This is a genomic window from Salipiger bermudensis, from assembly GCF_019801965.1.
GTDB lineage: Bacteria > Pseudomonadota > Alphaproteobacteria > Rhodobacterales > Rhodobacteraceae > Salipiger > Salipiger bermudensis_A.
In genome coordinates this window covers 1-18,420 of record NZ_JAHVIA010000006.1, presented here as the reverse complement: position 1 = coordinate 18,420, position 18,420 = coordinate 1, and the positions used below count along the sequence as shown (strand labels likewise).

Genomic DNA, 18,420 nt, shown 5'->3' with positions numbered 1-18,420 from the left:
CCTGGACGGCTTGAAGGCTTAGCGCGAGCCGGGCGCGAAGCGGAACTCGGAGAGGCCCGACAGACCTTCGAGGAAGGCGGACTGGTCTTCGAAGACGCGCTTGAACCACTCGTTCTCGGCGGATTGCTCGCTCGCCCATTCGTTGGACGCCTCGGTGGCCGCCTCGACGAGGCTCTGGTCGATCTGCACCATCTCGACCGGCGACTCCTCCTTCAGCTTCTCAAAGGCAACGAGGTCGTTCTCGGCATAGCCGAGATAGGTGTCGAGCATGGTCAGGCGGCCGGCGATTTCCATCAGCGCCTTATCGCCATCCGAGATCTTGTCCCAGGCGGCTTCGTTGAAGATGCAGTCATGCACGGCAGCGCGCGAGTGCACGCCCGGCATCATCATGTAGGGTGCGATCTTGTCGAAGCCTTCCTGCATGTTGCCGCCCGGGCCGCCCCATTCGATCGCGTCGACGACCTGGCGCTCCAGCGCCGAGAACACCTCGGAGCCCGGCAGGGTGACGGTCGACACGCCCAGCTTGGGGGCAATCTCGGCCCAGGCCGAGGAGGTGCGCAGCTTCAGCCCCTGCAGATCCTCGGGCGTCTGCACCTTCTTGTGCGAGTGCATGAAGACCTCGGTCTCGGTCACGCCGCAGGGGATGGCGACGACGTCGAACACGTCGGCGCGCCACTCCTTCCAGAGCTCCAGGCCGTTGCCGTTGTAGAGCCACATCATGTATTCCTCGGGGGTCGGACCACCCGGCCAGCCGCCGAAGAGCGCGCTGGTGCGGTCGACCGACCAATCGTAGCCGCCCCAGGCATGGCCCATGTCGGCGATGCCCATCTGCACGGTCTCGGTGACGTCGAGCGCCGGCCCGAGCGCGCCGGCGGGGAAGACGTTGATGGTGACACGGCCTTCGGTCAGCGCGGCGACGTTCTCGGCGTAGCTGTTTGCACCGATCTCGAGCCAGTGCCCGCCGGCCCAGGGCGTGGCCATGCTCAGCTCGACGGTATCCTGCGCCGCGGCGCCGGTGGCGGCGAGGCCGATGGCAAGGGCCGCGGCGGCGGTGGTGTTCGCCAGTGTCTTCATGGTTGGGGTCTCCTGTTGGATCTGTTGGTTATGGTATGAGTTCTGGTTGCGGCGGGCCGCTGAAAGGGCGGCCCAGCCGAAGGCGTCATTGCAACGCTCCGAACCGCCGCAGCGTGGCCGCGACGAGGCTGTAGGCGGTGATCGCGGAAGTCTTTGGATTGGCCGGGTCGGGCGTGTTGCAGAAGCTCATGGTGCTGGTGCCGAGCGGGCCGGAGATGAGGATCTCGTGGGTGTTGCGCGCCACGCCCGGGTCGGCGACGACACGCACGCGGACGCGGTCAAACCCGGCGGCGAGCGCGATGGTGAGCCCGGCATTGAGGTTGCGCGGGTAGCGGGCCGCCGCCTCGCGGGCATCGCCCTCGTAGAGGCTGACCTCGCCGCGGCTCGCGGCCTCGGTCTGGCCCATCGCGTCGAGTTCGGCGGTCCATGCGGCGGGCGGCTTGCGCGAGACATAGGTCACGGTGGTCCCGGGATGCAGCGCCGCGGCGGCGATATGGTCGAGCCCGCCAACAGCGCCCGCGGGCACCACCAGCCGGCTGCCGGCCTTGTCGCAGGTCGCGACGATGCGCTCGAGAAGAGCGCTGTCCTGCAGCGCCCCGACCGACGCCGCGACGACATCGATGCCGCGCGCGAGGCAGGCCGGCGCGGCGTTTGCGAAGGCCTCGGCCGAGGCCGCCTCGATGACCACGTCCGGGCCCCAGCCCAGCAGCGCCTCAAGGTCGGCAAGCGCCTCGGCACCGGCTGGCAGCGCGTCGGGGCGGTGGCGCGTCAGCACGCCGAGCGCGGCGCCCGCGGGCAGCAGCGTGGCGACCGAGCGGCCGATGGCGCCGAAGCCGATCAGCCCGACCCGCAGCGGCGTATTCCCGGCTGGCAAGCTCATGCCCTGTCCACGCTGCCGCGCTCGGCCTTGAGCGCCCGGAGGGCGAGGATCGATTCATCGCGCCACGCCACCTTCTCCGGCAGCGCCTCGAGCGGGATGCGGCTGCGGGCGTATTCGTGTAGCGTGTCGATGGTTTCGGGCGGCAGCACGTCGCCGAGCCCGTATTCGCGGCCGCGATCGCGCGACAGGAAGCCGTAGCGTTCGAGATACTGGCGGATGCCGCCGGGGGCGTTCAGGTCGACCCCCTCGAACGGTCCGAGGAAGGCCCAGCGGAGGCCGAACCCCTCGCTGATGATGGCGTCGATGTCGCGCGCGTCGATCAGGTCCTCGCGCAGCAGGGTCAGCATCTCCACCAGCAGCGCCGCCTGCATGCGGTTCAGCACGAAGCCCTCGACCTCCTTCTTGATGCGCACCGGGATCTGGCCGCACGCGCGCATGAAGGCGGTGGTCCGGTCGCTCACCTCCGCGGAGGTGAAGGGGGCGGGGCAGATCTCGGTCACCGGCAGCAGGTGCGGCGGGGTCGCCGGGTGGACGATGATGCAGCGGTCGCGGCAGGCGAGATCCGAGGCGAAATGCGACACCGGGAAGCTCGACGTGGTGCTGGCGAGGATCGCATCCGGCGCGGCGGCCTCATCAAGCGCCGCGAAGATCTGGATCTTGCTCTCGAGCTTCTCCTCGATGCACTCGTGCACGAACCCGGCCCCCGAGACCGCCGCCTCGAGCGGCTCGTGCAGGCTGATGCGGGCAAGCACGTCGTCGATGCTCTCCCCCTCGCGCAGCAGCGAGGCCGAACTTTCGAGGCTGGCTTTCAGGCGCGCCATCGCGCTGTCGCGGAATGCGTCACTGCGCTCGTAGATCGCGACGTCGCAGCCGGAGCGGGCGTATACAATCGCCCAGGACGCGCCGATGACGCCCGAGCCGAGGATCGCGATTTTGCGGAAGGTCATCTGGTCCGGCCTCTGATCGCCCTTGCTCACCGTTCAGGCTTTCGGCGAATAGCGGCGCGACAGTTCGGCGCGGTCGTCGTAGCTGGCCTCGAAGACCGCCGCGGCGAGCGTGGCGCGAACGTGCAGGATATCGTCGCCGATATTCTTGAAGCCGTGCATTGCGCCGCGCGGGATCAGCACCGACTGGTTCGCGGTGACGATCATGGTCTCGTCGTCGAGCCAGATTTCCGCAGTTCCGCCAATCACTTCCAGCACCTCTTCAACCGCGTGCTCATGGATCGGAGCGCCGAGCCCGTGGTCGCACCACTGCTCGAAGATGCAGAGCTGGTAGGCCCCGTTCAGCGCCGAGACCCGCATCTCGGTCTTGACGCCATCGCGCCAGAGCTCGGTGTCGGTCGGGTCGTGCTTGAGGACGGTCATGATGTCTCTTCCTTGGATGTATCCGCCGTAGTCCGGCGCGACAGGTCTGTGTGCGAGGGTCGGATGCTGCGCTGGCCCGCGTTGATCACCGGGGCACGACAGCGGTCCGACCGTTGGGCCGACACTACATTTTATACAATCTGCCGGAAGAGATTCGCGGAGCTCGGCCGAAAAGAATGCGGAAGATGCAGGTTTTGGCACGAATATTGGGCAGTTAGCGAGGTTCGTGCTGGATCCAGCGCCTAAATACACTGTTCAAATCCACATCTTCGCCCGCTCCACGCGCCGGGTGCAAGGATTCCACCGCGCGGAGGCGCTGGTCGTGACGCGTTCTTCGCAGGAGCTTTCGCCTAAAGGCAATGCGGACCGAGATCCGGGCGCGTCGTTTAGCGCCGGTTGCCGAGCACCACGAGCAGTTCGTCCCGCGCCAGCAGGATATGCTCGGCCATCACCCGGCGCGCCTCGTGCACGTCGCGCTCGGCGCAGGCCCGCAGGAGCTTGCGGTGTTCGCGGTCCGCGCCTTCCTTGGTGCGATCCGTGAGGCTCATGTGCATGCGCACGTAGCGCCCGCCGCTGCGGTGCAGGTTGTGGATGATGCGCAAGGTGCGCTCGCGCCCCGCCGGCTCGAGCAGCAGCCGGTGGAACAGCCAATTCTGCTCGCCCCACTCGCGGGCGTCCACGATCTTCCCGCCTTTTCCTTCCAACCTATCAAGCACTTCGCGTGCATCTGCCAGGTGCTGCCGCTTCATGAAGGGAATGGCGCGCATGATGAGATCGGATTCCAGCATCGCCCGCAGGTCGAATTCCTCGCTGATTTCGGCAAGGGAGAGCTTCGAGACGGTATAGCCGCGATTGGCCTGCTGGCGCACCAGCCCCTCGCCTTCGAGCTGCAGAAGCGCCTCGCGCACCGGGATGCGGCTGGCGCCGTATCGGCTGGCGAGTTGGTCCTGCCGCAGGGCGGTGCCCTCGATCAGCGCGCCGGAGAGGATGTCTTCGCGCAGGCTGTCGAGAATGCGGGCGTGCAGCGTCGGGTAGCTGTCGCGCTGCGGGGCGGTGCTGGCCTCGAGGACAGGAGCCCCGTGAGGGGCGGCGGTCTTGGGTTGCTTCATCCCCGTGGTGCTCCCGGATCATCCTGCGGCCGACATGGCGGCAGAATTATTTTATACAATATTCAGCACGCGGGTCCAATCTTCATTCCGCAAGCCACGCCGGTCCCACGGCATCGCGGCCCTCCTCGGCGCGGCGGGCGGTGCCCCGGAAGCCGGCGACGCTGGCCGCCGCCAAGCTGGGCGCAGATGCAGGACAGGCTTTTGTTTGCGTCATAAGTTGCACATACTCGCGCGATACGAGTGCGATCGCGCCGCCGCCCTTGCCCTTGCCGATTGGGACCCATGTTACAGACCCCGAAAGCCCGTTACCGCAAAGGCAGCGGATCCACAGCCCGGCCCGGGATGGCCCGCCGCGCTCTGCGGGCCTGGATCTCGGCATGGCTCGTCCTGATCGCCGCCCCCGCCATCGGGCAGGAGTATCTTGGATCGGAGCGCTGCATCGCCTGCCACACCGACGCCGGCGCGGCCTGGGCGGGCTCCCACCACCAGCTCGCCTGGACCCCTGCAACGCCCGAGACCATCGCGGCGGATTTCGATGGCACCGCGTTCACGCTTGGCGACATGCAGGCGCGGTTTCGGCTCTCCCCCGACGGCAAGCCGCAGGTCAGCGTCACCGAGCGCGATCAGGTGACCACCGAATACGAGGTGCATTCGGTGATCGGGGTTGAGCCGCTGCAGCAATATCTCCTCGAGACGGAGCCCGGCCGACTTCAGAGCTTCGACGTGGTCTGGGATACGGAGAAGGGCGGCTGGTTTCATCTCTACCCCGATCAGAACGTCGGCCCGGAGGACGGGCTGCACTGGACCGGGCCCTACAAGACCTGGAACAGCCGCTGCGCCGCCTGCCACGCCACCGGCTTCGAGGCCAATTACGATCCCCGGACCCGGAGCTTCGCCTCGACGCAGGTGGAGATCGGTGTCGGCTGCGAAGCCTGCCACGGCCCCGGCAGCGCGCATGCGGACTGGGCCGAGCGCCTCGCGACGACCCGGGAGCCTCCGCCGGAGGCCTATGGCTTCACGATCGACCTCTCTCAGCCGGAGCAGTTGGTCGAGCAATGCGCCAGCTGTCATTCGCGGCGCGAGCCCTATCTCGACGGCAACCCGGTGCCCGGAACCCCCTATCACGACACCTACAATCTCTCGCTGCTGCGCGAGGGTGCCTACGAGGCGGACGGGCAGATCCTCGACGAGGTCTATGTCTACGGCTCGTTCCTGCAGTCGAAGATGCACGAGAAGGGCGTCACCTGCTCGAATTGCCACCTGCCGCACGAGGCGGAGCTTGTCGCGGAGGGCAACGCGGTCTGCACCCAGTGCCACAGCCCGGCTGGCAATCCGGAGTTTCCCTCGCTGCCGCTGCAGGTCTTCGACGGGCCCGGGCACAGCCGTCACCCGCAAGGCTCGGCAGGGGCCGAATGCAAGGCCTGCCACATGACCGAACGGGTCTACATGGGCAATGACTGGCGGGCGGATCATTCCTTCCGCATCCCGCGTCCGGACCTGGCCGCCGAGACCGGCGCGCCCGATGCCTGCACCACCTGCCACGAAGATCAGAGCGCGTCCTGGGCCGCCGAAATACTCGAAGACTGGTTCCCCGAGAGCCGCCATCGCGGCCCGCATTACGGCGAGGTGCTTGCGCAGGGCCGTCGCGATCCGCAGCGCGCCGCACCGCAGCTGCGCAGCCTGTCGCAGGATGGCGAGATGTCCGGCATCGTGCGCGCGACGGCGCTCTACCTGCTCGAGCAGGCGGGCGACCCGTCCGACGCGGCGGCGCTGGAGGCGCTGTTGCACGATCCCGATCCGCTGGTGCGCACCGCCGCCGTGAAGCTTCAGCGCACAGCCCCGGCGATGGAACGGACGCCGCGTCTCATGAAATCGCTGTCGGACCCCTCGCGCTCGGTCCGCATGGCCGCCGCCCAGTCGATGCTCGACGCGCCGATCGCCCACATGCCCGGCCGCTACGAGCGCGCGCTGCGCAATGCCTTCGCGGAGTGGCAGGCGGCGATGGCCAGCCGGCTCGACTATCCCGAGACCCATCTCCAGCTGGGCGGCATGGCGCTCACCATGCGCAACATGTCCGCCGCCAGTCGGGCCTTCGCAGAGGCGACGCGGCTCGACCCGCAGCTCCGCGATGCCTGGATCATGCAGATCCGCATTGCCGCGGCGAGCGGCGACGCGCCCGGCGCCCGCGCGCTTGTCGAGCAGGCGCTGGCGAAGAACCCGGGCGATATGAACCTGCAGATCATGCGCCGCGAGCTGACCGGCGAGGCGCTCGACCTGCTGCCGCCTCCCTCGGAAGAGTGAGCGGCGGGGGCCGGGCTCGGGAGAAACTGGGATGCCGCTCTCTGGATAGCGGTCTCGCGCGCGGACTCCTCGGCTATTTCGCGGTGGGCGAGGTCAGAGATATGGCGCCGGCGTTTCGGTTTCTCGCCCGGCGCCTTGCATTTGCAATCGTGACATTGTTCCGGCGCATGAATGCGGGTCTCTCATGGACCGCCGTTCTTTGATTTCGGCCCCCGAGCATCTACACGCATCTCCCGATGGTCAGCAGGGGGGGGGCCTGATACGCGGCGCACTGCGTTATTGCTGCGCGGAGCGGCGTATACCCTACCAAGCTCCAACCCTGAGCGTGTTGTGCGGCCCCGCGCAGCGGCAGTCGCCCGACGGGTGCCCATTCACTCTTGAAGCGCCACCCGCGCTCGAGCACGTTCGCCAATTGCGTCGGCAAGCTCGGAGCGGGGAATAACGCGGCGGCTCGGGCGGCATTGTCAGGCGCAATCACCCGGCCATCCGCCTGCGATATCGCTCGAGAGATCGTTTCTTTCGCAAAACCGTTTCGATTGTGGCAAGAATGTGGTGCTACCTTCATGGCGCGGAATTCTACCGCCCAAACTTTGTTTGCCGAATCCTTTTCCGAGAGGTCGATATGACCCCGTTCGTTCTTTTCATGCTGCTTTTCGGGGGGCTCCTCGCCAGCGCGGGCGGCTCTGGCAATGGTGAGGCGTTCGAGCCGGAGGATGACGGCGAGGGCGAGCTCATGCGGGGCGGCGAAGAGAGCGATACGCTCGAGGGCGGTGACGGCGATGACACGGTCAGCGGCGGCGGCGGCAACGATGCGCTTGGCGGCGGGGCCGGGGATGACCTGATCGATGGTGGCCCCGGCAACGATCTCATCATCGACGCGCTCGGCTCGGACAGCGCCACCGGGGGGATGGGCGTCGACGTGATGATCTTCTCCGACACCGATCTCGGCGCGCCCGACCTCGTCGAGGGCGGCGACGGCAACGATGTGCTCTGGGGCGATGACGGTGACACCCTGACTGGCGGCGCCAATGCCGATATCTTCATCGTGCCGATCGGGCAGGAGGGGGCTGCGCCGGTCACCATCACCGATCTCGACTTCACGCGCTTCACCGATCAGCAGGTCGCCGACCGGGTGGTGTTTGTCACCCCCGAGGGCGAGCTGATCCCGCGCGCCGCCTTCTTCGACGGCAGCTATGCCGTCGGCATCGGCGATCTGCAGGATGGCAGCGGTGCCTACATCGTCAACGGCAGCGACACCGTCGCGATCATCGAGGGCTACACCGCCGACGAGCTGTTCTACGAGACGATCTGGATCGGAAATTTCTCCCCGGCGCTGACCGGCTTCTACGATGGCGACGACGCGCTGACCGGCACCGAAGGGCGCGACGAGCTGTTTGCTGGCCTCGGCACGGACACGATCACCGGCCTCGGCGGGGGCGATTACCTCGATGGTCAGGCGGGTGATGATGTCGTCATTGGCGTCGATGGCGCGGGCGCCGAGGCGGTGGGCGATTCGCTGGTCGGCAATGGCGGCGACGATACGCTGCGCGGCGATGCGGGCGACCTGCTCGCCGGCGGGCCGGGCAATGACAGCTATGAGCTGGTGGTCCCCGCGGGCGAGGCGGCGGGCGCGCCGATGCGCCTTTATACTTACGATCTCGCCGGCAGTGGCGGCGCCCCGGAGCGCATCACGCTCACCGATGCGGCGGGCACGCCGCTCTCGGCGCGCGAGGCGGCCGCGGGTCTCTCGGTGCGCCTCGCCAACGATGGCAGCGGCGCGGCGCTGGTCTTTGGCGGGGCAGAGCTGGCGGTGATCGACGGCGTCGCCCCCGAAAATCTCGACGCGCCCGAGCTTTGGCTCGGCAATCTCGCCTCCGATATGCCGCTGCCGCCCGCAGCGCCGCCGGTGCCGTTCTCGGCGGCGACCGGGATTACCGTGCTGTCGGCCACCGGCACCGGCGAGATCATCGACGAGGCCTATTTCGGCGGCAACATGGTGTTCAGCGTCAACACCGTCGACGGCGTCCCGAAGCCGACCTTCGGCCCCGCCGCCGAGGCCCTCGACATCAGCCATCTGCGCTTCCCCGCCGGGCAGGGGGATGCGGGCGATCTCGAGGTGGATGGCGAGGGCTTCCTCAACATCCTCGTCATGGAGCAGGGGCCCGATGGCGACTGGGAGCTGCGCGACGAACTCGTCGCGGCGCTCGACTGGGCGCGCGAGAACGATGCGCAGCTGACGCTGGTGCTGCCCACAAAGAATTACACCGTCGCCGAATACGAGGCGCTCGACCGCGAGATCGCGCGCTTCGCAGAGGCGGTGATGCGCGATCACGCCGATGTCGTCGAAGCCTTCGAGATCGGCAACGAATACTGGAGCATGGGCGAGACGGCCTATGGCTCCAAGGCCGACGTCGCCGCCGTCGCGCTGGCCCGCGGCATGGAGGCGGCGGGTTTCGAGGCAGACGATCAGCCGGCGATCCTGGTGCAGATGGCCTCGCCCTTCGCGGGCTCGGAATTTCACGTCTCCGTCGATGACCGGCCATTCGCACAGCGCGTCGACCTGGCCAACCAGACCATCATCGACCAGCTCGGCGACGCGGCGCGCGACGCCATCGATGGCGTGGTCGAGCACTACTATTTCGACAAGCAGGTGCTGGCGTTCGAGGGCACCACCGGCGAGGTCAACTTCATCAACCGCGATTTCTCGACCTGGGATGACGCCTTCGACAAGGAGCTCGACCTCTACATAACCGAGTGGAACGTGCGCACCTCGACCACTTCCGAGACCGGGCTGCGCTCGGCCTCGGTGATGCTCGAGATGACCGCCAACATGAGCGATCTCGGCGTCGATGCGGCGCATGTCTGGCCGGTGCAGCACAACACCCCGACCGATCTTGCCGGCAAGCAGCAGGAAGACGTGATCACCGATGCCGAGGGCCGGGTGATCAACACCATCAACGGCGCCGCCTTTGACCTGATGTCCTCGAGCCTCGTCGGGCTCGAGGCGCTCGAGACCGAGCTTTCGAGTGACGATGGCAGCTTCACCTTCCATGCCTGGCAGGGCGAGGACAGCACCGTGGTCTACGTTGCCTCGCGCGCCACCGATACGCTGGAGCTGGCGCTCGACCTGTCGGAGCTGGTGCCCGAGTATGTGCAAGCGTCCGCGGTCCGGATCTCGGCGGATTTCTCCGCCAATTCCAGCGACGGTGTGCATTTCGTGCCGGGGGCGGGCTTCCAGGAGGCCGAGAGCCTGCTGATCGACGGCCAGCGCTACTACATCAATGAAAATGACGTACGGGCGGAGCTCACCGATTTCGAGATCGACGGCACCACGGTGCCGGTCACGCTGCGCCCCTTCGAGGTGATCGAGATCACCTTCGACACGACGGGCGTGGAAGCCCCGCCATCTGAGCTCGTGCCAGAGGGCCGTGTGCTGACCGGCAGCGCCGGGCCCGACATACTCGACGGAGGCGACGGGGACGACACCATCCAGGGCCTCGCCGGGGATGACACCTTGACCGGCGGCAAGGGCGATGATCGCGGGCTTGGCGGCGCCGGGAATGACCGGCTGCGCGGCTGGGGCGGCGATGATTACCTCAAGGGCGGCGATGGCGATGACCAGATCTCAGGCAACCAGGGCGATGACACGCTGGTCGGCAGCCTCGGCAACGACACGCTGAACGGCGCCGAGGATGATGACGAGCTCAATGGCATGGTGGGCGATGACCGGCTCGCCGGAGGCGCCGGGGCCGACACGGTGACCGGTTGGGCCGGTCGGGACATCTTCGCGCTGGCCGCGGGCGACCTGACCCCGGGCGACGTGGTAACCGATTTCACCCCGGGAGAAGACGTGATCGAGGTCGATCTGCCTGGCATCAGGAGCCTGTCGGATGTCACCTTCGTCGCCGGGAATGACGGCATCACTCTGCGCTTCGGATCGGAGGGCAGCCTGCTATTGCAGGGCGACCTGCGCCTCGCCGAGGTCAACGTGGCGCGGAATTTCGTCTTCCTCTAGGCGGCTCCGGGCGGGCCGCGCGCAGACGGCGCTCGGTCTCCGGAGAGATATCTCGTATCGGTTGCGGGGCAGGGCTCCGGCGCAGCTTCGGCCTTCGCTTGATCCTGCAAGCTTTGTCAGCGACTCTGCGACTCTGCGACTCTGCGACTCTGCGACTCTGCGGCAGACGCGGCGGGCAGAGGCATTTCGAGGGCTGGCTTGCCGCGGCGTTCAATCCTCCGGCGCTTCGCGAGAACGGCGTCCGTCGCGCGCCGGGATCGGCCCGGAACGCGCAGGGGCCGCGGATCTGACCGAGCAGCGCCGCAGGTTTGGCGCCGACTATTCGCGCTTTACGCGAATCACCTGGGCTAGTTCGCTCGAAAAATGCGGAAAATTAGGACGCGACAGCGCCTCCAAGCGGCTCTTTCAGCGGCAATACGCGGGAATGCAGGAAATTGATCGGACCTAAGCGACACGTTTCGGATTGTCTCTTGGCGATCCGGATTGCTGCAGTCCGCAAGTTTTCAAGGATCATGAAGTCTTCATAAGTGTTTATTTTTAATCAATAGATAGCGATATCTCTGCCAGTCGGCCCGAGGCTCTAGCGATTGGAAAGTATCGCTTTGGCCCTTCTCGTGCTGTCCATTTTCCTTGGTGTGGCACGTCGGGCGCGCCAAGATGCTCGGGAGGGGCCGGAATTGGTCCGCCCCGAGAGAAAGGACGACCCATCCATGAAGAGCAACGCAATGCTTGTCGCCAGCCTCGCCGGCCTCACGATCCTCGCCGGCTGTGTCGAGACGACCGAGGAGAGCAGCGCGCCAAGCGCCCCCGCAGTCGGAAGCTCTTCCGACCTGAGCTCTTTCGAAGGCGCCCGCGCCGGGCAGGCGGAGATGGGAATTCGCAACCTCGGCTACGAGCCGGTGCGCTCTGACGGACTTACGACCTGGTATTTCAACCGAGAGACCGGGGCCTGCGCCGAGATCACCACCTCCGACGGACGCTACTCGTCCGTCACCATGCTGCCAGCGGAGGATTGCTGAGCGGCGAGCAAGCCCCCGGCCGTGGCCGCGGCCCTCTGCAGCAGGCATGTATAGCGTAAGTCATGCCTGCAGCACTCATCTTCTGATTGTAGTTGAAATGAGCCCGGCAATATCTTCTCATGGAAGACCAATCCCTCCGCGCCAGCCCGTTGCCGGCTTCGCGGGGGCGCCGGAAACGAGGCCGAATTTATGACGCGCGTCTGGACCTTCACCCTGAGCGTTGCCATCAACCTACTGGCATTGGCCGTCCCGCTGGCCCTGCTGCACGTCTATGACCGGATCCTGCCGAACCAGTCGATCGGCACGGCCTACGTGATCTTCTCGGTGGCGGCGGTCAGCGTCGCGGTAGCGGCCTTCCTGCGCTACGTGCGGTCGGCAATCCTCGCCCGGGCCGGCGCAGAGGCGGAGTATCGTCTCTGGACACAGGTGGTGCAGGCGGCCTTCGCCGATCGCGATGACGGCCGGCTCAGCCCCGAACAGCGTGAGATCCTCTTCACCTCGCCGGGCCGCGCGCAGGATGCGCTTGTCGGGCAATCGATGCTGCCGATCTTCGATGCGCCGTTCGGGCTGGTCTTCATCTGGCTCGTCTGGTTCCTCGGCGGCCCGCTGGTGCTCGCGCCGCTGGCGGTGGCGGGGCTGGCGATCGGGCTCATCGCGCTGGCCGCAGCGGCGCATCCGGAGGCGCTCAGGACCGAGCTGCAGCGCGAAGGCCGGGTCAGCGCGGTGTTTGCGGCGCTGGCGCGGACCGGCGGCGGCGCGCTGATCAAGGGCGTCAGCGCCCGGCTCTACGCGGCGCTCTGCCGCGAGCGCGGCATCATGGCGGCGGCGCAATCCCGGCTCGACCGCATGGACGGGCTGCTCAGCGACGTGACGCAGAGCGCCAGCCTCTTCGTCATGCTCCTGCTGCTCGGCTTCGGCGCGTCACAGGTGCTGTCGGGCGATCTGACATCCGGCGGGCTCGCGGCCTGCACGCTTCTCGGCTCGCGCGGGACGCTGCAGATCGTCGGGCTGGCCGCAGCGCTGGTGCGGCGGCAACGGGCGAAGGTCGCCCATGCCGAGCTCGAGCGGCTGATCGCCAGTGCGCCGGCCGGCAGCCACGCGGCGCCCGCGATGCCCTCCGCCGCGCTTGGCGTCGAACTCGAGCTCGACGGTTACACCGCCTCTGTCGCCCCCGGCGAGATCGCGGCGGTGCAGGGCGGTGGCGCCGTGGCCAACGGGCGCGCCCTCACCCATATGGTCGACAGCCTTTGGAAAGGGCGCGCGTCGGTTTCGCTGCGCCTCGACGGGCGGCCGGTGCGCTTTGCCAAGGTCGATCGCGGCGTGCGCTTCCTTGCGGCGCGGCCGCAGCTCATCGACGGCACCCTGCTCGACAACATCACCCGCTTCGATCCCGCGCTCACCGAGGAGGCGATGGAGCTGTCGCGGATGATCGGCCTCGATGCCGGTGTCGCGCGGCTGCCGCATGGCTACCAGACCCTGTGCGGACCCAGCCAGACGACGGTGACCCCGGGCATGGCGACCCGCGCGGCGATCGTGCAGGTGCTGGTGGGAGGGCCCGGGCTGGTGCTGCTGCAGCGCCCGGCCATCGGGCTCGACATCGCCGGTGTGCAGGCGCTGGCCGAGACGCTCTCGGCGCAGACCGGGCGCATGACGATCATCATGGCCACCGAGCGGCCCGAGCTTCTGGCGATCGCGGGGCACACGCTGAGCTTCGCCGATCCCGAGCGGATCCCCGAGGCGGAGGGCGTGGCATGAGCCCGCACGATCAATCGATGGCGCAAGCCGCCGCCGGCGCCGAAGCGCTCGACACCCTGACGGGCGCCAGCCCCGACGCCCGGCTGCTGGCCGGCGCGATGGCCGGTCTCGGCGCGCGCCGGACGGACGCGGTGATCGCCGAGGTGATCCCGGAGGGCGGGCGGCTGCCGCTGCAGGATCTGGCCGAAGCGGCGCGGCTGGCCGGGCTCTACGCCGATCTGCGCCACGCGGCGCCGGTGGACTGGTCCGCCGGCATCGACGGGGTGCTGATCGCCGATGTCGAGGGCCGGCGCTATGCGGTGGTGCGGCGCGACGGCGTCGGCCGGGTGCTCTCCGATGACGGCGAGGAAGACGTCGCGCTGGGAGTGCGGGTCGCGGCGGCGCATCCGGTGCTGCACCTGCGGGCGCTTCCGGAGGAGGAAAGCGGGCGGGCGATGTACGCCGCCCTGCGCAACCGCGCGCGACGCAACATGCGGGTGCTGTTCTTCCTCTCGCTGATGATCAACGCCGCCGCCCTGACGGTGCCGTTCTTCTCGATGGCGGTCTACGGGCAGGTGCTCGGGGCGGGCGCCGTCTCGAGCCTGCCCACCTTGATGTCGGGCGCCGCAATCGTGCTCGTGACCATGATGATCCTGCGCCACATCCGCTCGCGCTACATGGCCGACGAGCACGCCCGCGTCTCGGTCTCGATTGACCGGATGCTGATGAGCCGCCTGTTGCGCAAGCCGGCGGGCACGACGCCGCAGCAGCTTCCCGAGGCGCTGCGGGCGCAGGCAAGGCAGGCCTCGGCCTCCGCCGACCTGTTCGCGCCGGCCAATGCGATGGCGATCTATGACGGTCCCTTCGTTTTGCTCACCTTGATCGCGCTGGTCTTCGTTGGCGGTGCGCTGGCGCTGGTGCCGATGATCGTGCTGGGGCTCTTCGTCCTCGCCGCCCATCTGGCGAGCGGGTCGTCGCACCCGGCGGATGTCGAGGTCACCCGCGCCGGGAACGACCGGCGCAAGGCGCTGGCGACCCTGAAGGATCAGGCGACGAGCATCCGCCGGCGCGGGCTGCAGGACGTCTGGATCGCGCGCTTCGACCAGCTGTCGCGGCTCGCCGCGCGCGACGCGCTGCGGGTGCGTCGGCGCAGCGGCGGGCTTCAGGCCATCGGCTCCGCGGTCGGCACCGCGGCGGCGCTGGCAACGCTGGTGGTCGGGCTCATGCTGGCGCTCGAAGGGCGGATCGCCCCGGGCGTGCTGATCGGCACGATGCTCCTGACCTGGCGCCTCACCGGACCGGCGCAGGCCTTCTATATCGGCCTGCCGCGGATGCGGGCGCTGCGGGCATCGTGGCAGCGGCTCGAGCGCCTGCTGCTGCAGCCCACCGTCGCGCAGGAGAGCGTCGCGGCCCTGTCGGTTCCGCGCGAGGCAGTCGGCGTCGAGGCCTCGGGCCTTTACCTGCGCTACGACAAGTCGCCGTTCGCGGCGCTTTCAGGCATCTCTTTCAAGGTTGCGCCCGGTCAGGTCGTGGCGGTGATCGGACCCAACGGCGCCGGCAAGTCGACGCTGATGCAGGTGCTTGCGGGCCGGCTGAAGCCGCAGTCCGGGACGTTGTTTCTCGGTGACCGCCTGAGCTCGCAATACGATCCCGACGATCTCTCGCTCGCCATCGCCACGAGCGGTCTCTACCGCAGCGATTTCGGCGAGGGCCCCGACCAGACCAGCGAGGCCGAGCGCGAGCTCGAGGAATGGCGCGCCCTGACGGTGCGCCCGGCGCCGCTTTACGTGCTCGACAACCCGCTGGCGATCGGCGGCAGCGAGGCGCGGCAGGAGATCCTGCGCTTCCTGCGCGAAACGCGCGGCAAGGCCACCGTGTTCTTTGCCACCCACGACACCGAGCTCGTGCCCGAGGCCGATCTTGCCATCGTCCTCGACAAGGGCGGGCTGGTCTATTTCGGGCCGGTGCAGGCCCCCGAGCCCGCGCCGCAACCTATGGCGACTGTCACCACCGGAGATGCGACATGAACCGCAAGACCCTCGATTTCGTGCTGCATGACGGGCCTTCCGTGCGGCTTGCCCGGCTCGCGGCGCTGGTCATCGTCCTCGCCATCGCGGCGGTCGTGGCGTGGAGCGTCTTCGCCGAGGTCGACGAGGTCGCCAAGGCGCATGGCGTGGTCGAGCCGGTCGACCAGACCCGGCCGGTGGAGAGCCGGCAGGGCGGCCGCGTCGCGCTCGTCGCGGTCGAGCTTGGCGAATACGTCGAAGAAGGGGAGCTGCTGGTCTCGCTGTCGCGCTCCGAGGTCGTCTCGCGCCGCGATGAGCTGCGGGCCCAGATCGCCGGGCTCGAGATCGAGACAGAGATGCTCGACGCCCAGGTTTCGCGGCGGCCGGCGGATTTCTCCCGCTGGGAGGACGCGTTCCCGACCCTCGTGGCGCGCGAGGAGGCCTCGCTTCAGGCCGCGCTGGCGCTGCTCGAGGTCCAGCGTCTCGAGATCCAGGCCCGGATCGCGCAGCGCAATTCAGACATCGCCGCGGTCGGAGAGCAGCTGCCGCTGATCGCCGAGGAACTGGCGATGCTGGAGCGCTCGCAGGCGGTCACCGAGGATCTGCGCGCCCGCAACCTCGCGACGCAGCAGCAGGCCGACGAGCAGGTTCAGCGGCTCGATGCCCTCCGGCTGCGGCAGCAGGAGCTGCGCGGCGAGCGCGCGCGGGCCACGCAGAACATCGAGGAGCTAGAGGCCTCGCTGCGCCGCATCGATCTCGATGCGGTGGCCGAGGCGCGGGCCCGGATCGCCGAGGCGCAGGCGCAGCTGCGCGGGCTGAAGGCGCGCGAGGCGGCGCTCGAGCAGGAGGTCGTCGAGGTCGACATCCGCGCCCCGGTCGCGGGCTTCGTCCAGAGCCTGCCCGACGAGACCACCGGCGACGTGATCGACCCGGGCGGCGTCGTGGCGACCATCGTGCCGGGCAATGGCGATCTGCGCTTCTCCGGGCGGCTGGCGCCGCGCGACATCGGCTTCGTGCGTCAGGGCCAGCCGGTGCGGCTGAAGATCGACAGCTACGATTTCAGCCGCTACGGCGCGCTGGAGGGCAGGGTGGCCGAGATCTCGCCCACCTCGACCGTCGATCAGAACGGCGAGAGCTTCTACGAGGTGCTGGTCGGCATCGATCAGACCTATTTCCGCGCGCCCGGCGACGGGCTCGACCTGATGCCGGGGATGACCGGCGAGGCCGATATCGTCACCGGCGCCAAGACGGTGTTCCAGTATGTCTGGAAGCCGGTCTACACCAATCTCGACCTTGCTCTGAGCGAACGCTGACGAGGACACCATGGCTGGATCCGACCCCGAGACACCGATTGGCGCAACCACGGGCGTGGCCGCGGAGCGGCAGGTCCGAGAGGAGATCTTCGGCTGGTATTACCAGACCCCCGAGGGGCTGGTGCCGGTGCCCGAGGCGACAGGCGAGGCGGCCTCCGAGAGCGACACCGGCGCGGCGCAGGCACCGGCCCGCTGTTTCGTCCTGCCCCATGCCGCGCTCGGCTCGGCGGCAGGGCAGGGGTCCGATGCGGCGCCATCGCTCTCGAGCGTGCCCCTGTCGCCGCCGCTGTCGCCAAGTCTGCACCGGCTGCTCACCGGCATCGGTGCAGAGGTGACGCAGAACCATGTCGTGGTGCCGGAGCATGTCGTGCCGCGGCTCCCGGCGGTGCTGCCCGATCTGCCGCCCGCCGTCGCGGCCCAGATTGCGGGTGCCGTGCCGGGTGGCGTGCCGGACCGTCCGGACCACGGCACGCCACCCGGCGGGACCGCCACCACCGGGCCGGGCACTGGCACCGGGATCGGGACGAGCACCGGGACGGGCACTGGCCCCGGCCTTACGACCGGAACCACGCCGACTACCGGCCCCGCGACGGGCCCCGGACCAAACACGGGGACCGTTACCGGAACCGGCACCACGCCGAGCACCGGCGCCGGGACGGGCCCGACCCCAGTCACCACAACGACGCCGCCGGACGTCAAGATCCCGCCTCTGAAACCGGACCCCGTCCTGGCCCACCCGCACACGGGCCCGGACATCCCGCCACCGACGCTTGGCAACGACAAGACCCCACCACTGACGCCGGATCCACTGAAGGCACCGCCACTGAAGGGCCCGGACGTCGTGCCGCCAACCCTTGGCAACGACAAGACCCCGCCGCTGTCCCCCGCCCATCCTGCGCAGGTCACCGGTACCCCGGTCGGCACGGTCACCGAAGACACCCGTCTCACCACCTCCGGCAAGCTCGACGTCACGGATGCCGACGCGGGCGAGGCGTCCTTCGTGCCGATGCCATCCGCCGCAGGTGCACACGGCACCTTCAGCATCGATGCCGATGGCCACTGGACCTACCAGCTCGACAATTCCCAACCGGCGGTGCAGGCGCTGACCTCCGGCGGCGGCCAGCTCACCGATACGGTGACGGTCTCGACGCTCGACGGCACGACGCAGCAGATCACCGTGACGATCAACGGCACCGATGACGGCGCGCAGGTCACCGGTACCCCGGTCGGCACGGTCACCGAGGACACCCGCCTCACCACCTCCGGCAAGCTCGACGTCACCGATCCCGATGCAGGCGAGGCGTCCTTCGTGCCGATGCCATCCGCCGCAGGTGCACACGGCACCTTCAGCATCGATGCCGATGGCCACTGGACCTACCAGCTCGACAATTCCCAACCGGCGGTGCAGGCGCTGACCTCCGGCGGCGGCCAGCTCACCGATACGGTGACGGTCTCGACGCTCGACGGCACGACGCAGCAGATCACCGTGACGATCAACGGCACCGACGACGGCGCGCAGGTCACCGGTACCCCGGTCGGCACGGTCACCGAAGACACCCGCCTCACCACCTCCGGCAAGCTCGACGTCACCGATCCCGATGC

Annotated in this window: 12 protein-coding genes; 7 read left to right on the top strand and 5 right to left on the bottom strand. The window is 68.5% G+C overall.

The annotated features are described in order from the left end of the window. Positions 1-18: 18 nt before the first annotated feature. The 5 genes from KUV62_RS14045 to KUV62_RS14025 all read right to left on the bottom strand — a co-directional run bounded on the left by KUV62_RS14045 (position 19) and on the right by KUV62_RS14025 (position 4,430). Positions 19-1,074, bottom strand: a complete 1,056-nt coding sequence (locus KUV62_RS14045) for a C4-dicarboxylate ABC transporter substrate-binding protein (RefSeq protein WP_222604353.1) — start codon at positions 1,072-1,074, stop codon at positions 19-21. 85 nt (positions 1,075-1,159) lie between these two features. Next, on the bottom strand, positions 1,160-1,954 hold the full coding sequence (locus KUV62_RS14040; RefSeq protein WP_222604352.1) for an aspartate dehydrogenase: 795 nt from the start codon (positions 1,952-1,954) through the stop codon (positions 1,160-1,162). Further along, positions 1,951-2,901 (bottom strand): 3-hydroxyacyl-CoA dehydrogenase, encoded by a 951-nt coding sequence (locus tag KUV62_RS14035; protein WP_222604351.1) that lies wholly within the window; start codon positions 2,899-2,901, stop codon positions 1,951-1,953. Before KUV62_RS14035 ends, KUV62_RS14040 begins: the two co-directional genes overlap by 4 nt. 33 nt (positions 2,902-2,934) lie before the next feature. After that, complete coding sequence (locus tag KUV62_RS14030) at positions 2,935-3,321, bottom strand: cupin domain-containing protein (RefSeq protein WP_222604350.1); 387 nt, start codon at positions 3,319-3,321, stop codon at positions 2,935-2,937. Between the two features lie 386 nt (positions 3,322-3,707). After that, positions 3,708-4,430, bottom strand: coding sequence for a GntR family transcriptional regulator (locus KUV62_RS14025; RefSeq protein ID WP_222604349.1), 723 nt, complete (start codon positions 4,428-4,430; stop codon positions 3,708-3,710). 342 nt (positions 4,431-4,772) lie between these two features. Between KUV62_RS14025 and KUV62_RS14020 the strand changes: the two genes are divergently transcribed. The 7 genes from KUV62_RS14020 to KUV62_RS13990 all read left to right on the top strand — a co-directional run. Continuing rightward, positions 4,773-6,731, top strand: a complete 1,959-nt coding sequence (locus KUV62_RS14020; RefSeq protein WP_222604348.1) for a HEAT repeat domain-containing protein — start codon at positions 4,773-4,775, stop codon at positions 6,729-6,731. Positions 6,732-7,353: 622 nt separating this feature from the next. After that, on the top strand, positions 7,354-10,746 hold the full coding sequence (locus KUV62_RS14015) for a calcium-binding protein (RefSeq protein ID WP_222604347.1): 3,393 nt from the start codon (positions 7,354-7,356) through the stop codon (positions 10,744-10,746). Positions 10,747-11,456: 710 nt separating this feature from the next. Continuing rightward, entirely contained in the window at positions 11,457-11,765 is a 309-nt protein-coding gene (locus KUV62_RS14010; protein ID WP_222604346.1) for a hypothetical protein, read from the top strand. Between the two features lie 189 nt (positions 11,766-11,954). After that, complete coding sequence (locus KUV62_RS14005) at positions 11,955-13,520, top strand: hypothetical protein (protein WP_222604345.1); 1,566 nt, start codon at positions 11,955-11,957, stop codon at positions 13,518-13,520. Continuing rightward, positions 13,517-15,526, top strand: a complete 2,010-nt coding sequence (locus tag KUV62_RS14000) for an ATP-binding cassette domain-containing protein (RefSeq protein WP_222604344.1) — start codon at positions 13,517-13,519, stop codon at positions 15,524-15,526. The genes KUV62_RS14005 and KUV62_RS14000 overlap by 4 nt, the downstream gene beginning before the upstream one ends. Next, a complete protein-coding gene (locus KUV62_RS13995) occupies positions 15,523-16,818 on the top strand; it encodes an HlyD family type I secretion periplasmic adaptor subunit (protein WP_222604343.1) in 1,296 nt (431 codons plus the stop codon). The genes KUV62_RS14000 and KUV62_RS13995 overlap by 4 nt, the downstream gene beginning before the upstream one ends. A gap of 10 nt (positions 16,819-16,828) precedes the next feature. Then, the coding region (locus KUV62_RS13990; protein ID WP_222604342.1) for a VCBS domain-containing protein at positions 16,829-18,420 on the top strand (1,592 nt) is incomplete at its 3' end.

What these genes read in the sequence shown, in the direction of transcription:
- KUV62_RS14045 (WP_222604353.1), bottom strand. Translation starts at nt 1,074, where the DNA reads ATGAAGACACTGGCGAACACCACCGCCGCCGCGGCCCTTGCCATCGGC.
- KUV62_RS14040 (WP_222604352.1), bottom strand. Translation starts at nt 1,954, where the DNA reads ATGAGCTTGCCAGCCGGGAATACGCCGCTGCGGGTCGGGCTGATCGGC.
- KUV62_RS14035 (WP_222604351.1), bottom strand. Translation starts at nt 2,901, where the DNA reads ATGACCTTCCGCAAAATCGCGATCCTCGGCTCGGGCGTCATCGGCGCG.
- KUV62_RS14030 (WP_222604350.1), bottom strand. Translation starts at nt 3,321, where the DNA reads ATGACCGTCCTCAAGCACGACCCGACCGACACCGAGCTCTGGCGCGAT.
- KUV62_RS14025 (WP_222604349.1), bottom strand. Translation starts at nt 4,430, where the DNA reads ATGAAGCAACCCAAGACCGCCGCCCCTCACGGGGCTCCTGTCCTCGAG.
- KUV62_RS14020 (WP_222604348.1), top strand. Translation starts at nt 4,773, where the DNA reads ATGGCCCGCCGCGCTCTGCGGGCCTGGATCTCGGCATGGCTCGTCCTG.
- KUV62_RS14015 (WP_222604347.1), top strand. Translation starts at nt 7,354, where the DNA reads ATGACCCCGTTCGTTCTTTTCATGCTGCTTTTCGGGGGGCTCCTCGCC.
- KUV62_RS14010 (WP_222604346.1), top strand. Translation starts at nt 11,457, where the DNA reads ATGAAGAGCAACGCAATGCTTGTCGCCAGCCTCGCCGGCCTCACGATC.
- KUV62_RS14005 (WP_222604345.1), top strand. Translation starts at nt 11,955, where the DNA reads ATGACGCGCGTCTGGACCTTCACCCTGAGCGTTGCCATCAACCTACTG.
- KUV62_RS14000 (WP_222604344.1), top strand. Translation starts at nt 13,517, where the DNA reads ATGAGCCCGCACGATCAATCGATGGCGCAAGCCGCCGCCGGCGCCGAA.
- KUV62_RS13995 (WP_222604343.1), top strand. Translation starts at nt 15,523, where the DNA reads ATGAACCGCAAGACCCTCGATTTCGTGCTGCATGACGGGCCTTCCGTG.